General features: G+C 65.5%; 3 protein-coding genes. All 3 read right to left on the reverse strand.

Features of this window, described 5'->3' with window-relative positions; translation table 11 throughout:
- Positions 1-203: 203 nt before the first annotated feature.
- The 3 genes from CCS01_RS00345 to CCS01_RS00355 all read right to left on the reverse strand — a co-directional run bounded on the left by CCS01_RS00345 (position 204) and on the right by CCS01_RS00355 (position 2,984).
- Positions 204-815 (reverse strand): response regulator, encoded by a 612-nt coding sequence (locus tag CCS01_RS00345; RefSeq protein ID WP_146101502.1) that lies wholly within the window; start codon positions 813-815, stop codon positions 204-206.
- A 136-nt stretch (positions 816-951) separates the two neighbouring features.
- Entirely contained in the window at positions 952-1,143 is a 192-nt protein-coding gene (locus CCS01_RS00350) for a response regulator transcription factor (RefSeq protein ID WP_104516856.1), read from the reverse strand.
- Between the two features lie 83 nt (positions 1,144-1,226).
- Positions 1,227-2,984, reverse strand: a complete 1,758-nt coding sequence (locus tag CCS01_RS00355) for an IS1634 family transposase (protein ID WP_104516857.1) — start codon at positions 2,982-2,984, stop codon at positions 1,227-1,229.
- Between the last annotated feature and the right edge of the window lie 563 nt (positions 2,985-3,547).

Below are 3,547 nucleotides of genomic sequence, written 5' to 3' on the forward strand. Positions count from 1 at the left end.
TGCGGCCATCGGCTCGATGCTCTTGCGCTCGCCGGGCAGCAGCAGACCGGTGCAGTAGGCCCGCGCCGAGGCGGCGCGGCGGGCATGTCCCAGTCCTCCGACAATCGCATCCAGATACGCCTCCAATCGGGCCTCACCCGTCAGCGGCAGTCTCGCTCCTTCCTGATACATGGACCCCTATATGGGGTGGCTATAGTCAATAGCTAGAGGATAGTGACACAGTAAAAATAGGCGGCCTCGGCGCTGTCCGCCTCGACCACGACGTAGTTGAGTTCCTCCAGGTACGTGGCAGTGATCTCGCGCACCGATTCGTCATCGTCGACCAGCAGAATCCGCGCGCTTTCGCCCTCCCCAAGATCGGCGTCCGAAGCGACGCGCGTGGCGGAGTCCGCCGCGGCCTCGTTCCCGCCCGGCGCGGGACCGTCGTCCTGCGGCCCGTCCCCGGGCTCGCCGCCCCGGACACGGACCCCGCCCAACACCCAGCCAATGACGCAGAGCCTGTTGTTGAATTCGTGCGCGAGGCTGCTGGTGAACCGCCCGGGCGCCTCCTGTTGGTTGTCCGGCAGGGTTGCCCGGGGCTCGTCGCGGCGATCCATCCCAGCCCCGGAACCCGTTGCCGCCGCACGCGGCGACCGGGTGCGTTCCGCGACCGGGCGCCCAAGGGTCCCCACCCCGGTGGCCTGGATGACATCCGGCAGCACCAGCTGACGGACGTCGCCAAGGGCCTCGTCATGCTGATCGGGCAGGAACAACCGTTCGTCCTGATTGCTCATCTGATGGCCTGACGCTGACTGACGCGCCTGATAGGTCTTCATGGCGGTCATGAACAGTCGGGAAATTCCCGATGGAAGCCGAAACAAAACCAATCGGCGGCCGCACCGGTCGTGCAACTTCCAGAAACGGTTTGTCCCGGATGACGGGGAACCGCCGGAAGCCACGACCGGCATGGCATCATTCCGCCAGCGCCGAGCCGATGGCGGCAAGGACCTCGGCCGGGTCGAGCGGCTTGCCCTGGATGACGCGGACGCCGGCCGCGGCGGCCCGCCGCTCGACCTCGGCGGTGACCCGGCCGGTCATCATCAGCAGGCAGGGCGGCGGCCCGCCGCTGGCGCGGAGGTGCTCGACCAGTGACAGGCCGTCCATCCTGGGTTCGCGGTCACGCGACACACGCGTTGAATCCGTGGCCCAAATCAGTGGTTTACAGAAGACGGATTCCGGGCGTGTGTCTATGACGTGGCGGGGCTGTCGGTTGCCTCACTCATCGCCATGACTTGCTTGGGCGCTGATATTCCGAGCGTTTTCAGCAAACCGGCCAACTCAGGACCGATTTTCGTGCGCTGAACAATCGTCTGCCGCTCAGCGACATAGCGCACCGCCTGCAGCGTCCCTAGCAAGTGGGCGATGCGCGCCCAGGACAGCCCGGTGCGGATCTCGGCGGTACGCTGCACCTGCAAGGCCAGCACGCACAGCTTGACGTGCGCCTCAATCCGCCGCGGCGCCCAATGAAACATCGGCCGCACCTCCAGCCCCGTCTGCTTCATTCTCCTAAAGCAAGACTCAATGATGGCGCCGCCTTTGTACGCCAGCGCCACGTCCTCGGCGGTCAGCGTCTCGTCGTTGGTGATGACCACCCACTTGCCGTCGAACTTCTCGACGGCCTTAACCTTGGCCGCATCGAGCTTCGGCCGAGCGTGCCGATCCATGCTGAGGTAGCGCCCATAACGGCGCGAGGCCATCAGCGCGCAGGCGGCCTTCGGATGGTCTTCATGACGTTCGTCAAGCAGCGTCAGTTCGGCGGCGAGTTCGGCCAGCACCTGAGCGCGGTGCGCGCGCTGCTGCGCCGCCTCGGCGGGATTGAAGCACAGCACGTAGCGTTTGCGCCGCTCGCCGTCACCGACCCAGACCTCCTTGACTTCGAGGTTGTCAGCCACCTTGCGGTAGCGGCCCGGCCGGGTCAGCACCTCGGTCTCGACGTCCTTGAGGCGGCGCATCGGCACCGCCAGCACGTAGCGGCCGAGGCCACGACTGAGTTCGACCAGATTGTCGGCCGAGTACATCCCGGCATCGCCGACGAACAGGCAGCGCCCAAGCCGCCAGGCGTGCAGGTCCTGCTTGATGCGGGCCACCGTGGCGACGTCGGCGGTGTTGCCGGGCAGCCCCTCGTCTGGCATTCCACCGGCTGACGCCGGTGGAACCTTGGCCAGCCTCGCCCACGAGCGCACCGGCATGCCGTCACGGGTGACCGCCATGGCGATGATCACCTGCGGCTGGTTGTCGCGCCCCTCCTTGTTGTGGCCGCGCTGGCGCAGCGGCGCGAACAGCTTGCCAGCCCACAGCTCGCAGTGCTCGTCCGGCTCGTCGATCTCGAAGTAGGCGGTGGTATCGTAGAAGATCAGATCGACATCGAGGCGGAACAGATCGGCGCTGTGCAGGAACACATCGCGCTCGATCTCGTCTGACCAGACGGCGAGGAAGTCGAGCGCACGATAGAGTTGGTCGACGGCCAGGTTGTCCGCCTCCGGCAGCCAGGCGATGTCAGGCAGCCAGCGCGTGGCGCAACTCAGTTTCGAGCCTGGATCATCGAGGCGCTGCGCTGCCATGGCGAACAGCGCCATCTCGTGCGGCGCGCTCAGTTGCGCTCGCATCAGGCGGGTGCGGATGGCCTCGCCGATGCCGAGTTCCTCCCACAGCCCACGGGCGGCCAGCACGACGCCGAGTTCGAAGACGGCATCGGTCGCGATGTCCGGGAGGCTGGCCTTGCCGCTTGTGGGCAGGGCGTCGACCGCATCGGCGGCGATGACGCATTGGATGGAGGCGATGCGGCGCTGCAAGGCGGCTTTGTCGAGTTGATCGGCGCGGCCGAAGTTGTGGATGACCTGCGCTTCGGAGCGCTTGGCCTGCGCGTTCCAGACGTTTTCGGCGAGGGCGTAGTAGGCGACGGTGAAGCCATCGCGGTTACGCCGCTCAGTGATGCGCAGATACATGCCTATGGCGTAAGCATGATAGTGCCGTGGAATATACTGAATTTCTCTGATACGTGTGTCTATGGATTTTGCGTTTTTCCGGCTCCTCGCTATTTGGGGTGGGTAGGGGTTATCGGGTCCGGCGTCACGAGATGGAAGATCGCCTTGAAGTTGTGGTCGCGGTGCCTGTGGATTTGTGGGCAACGCGCTTGCGTTGCCCACAAATCCACAGGCAAAGACCCCACCTGCAGCATCAGGTAGCGGAACGACCGCGCCGGTTGGTCCCTCCAGTTCGCCCGCACCGAGCCAGCGCATCACAACCGACGCATGCTCGACTACCCACCCCAAACAGCGAAGAGCCCGTTTTTTCCCAGCCGTGGCCGGAGCAAAAACCGAGGAAATCCGCGGCTTTCCCGGTGGCGCTCCCCGCCGCGTGTGCCCTGGGACTGCGAACCCAGGTCTTGGTGACGGGAGTTGATATGGATCAGGGTCAAAGCCACCTGACTTGAAGATACACTGACACGGTCGGCGCCTGAGGGTCGCCACCGCCGTCGCTGTCCCGGAGGTCCGAACGATGTCCCTGA

The sequence above is a fragment of the Rhodopila globiformis genome (assembly GCF_002937115.1).
GTDB classification, from domain to species: domain Bacteria; phylum Pseudomonadota; class Alphaproteobacteria; order Acetobacterales; family Acetobacteraceae; genus Rhodopila; species Rhodopila globiformis.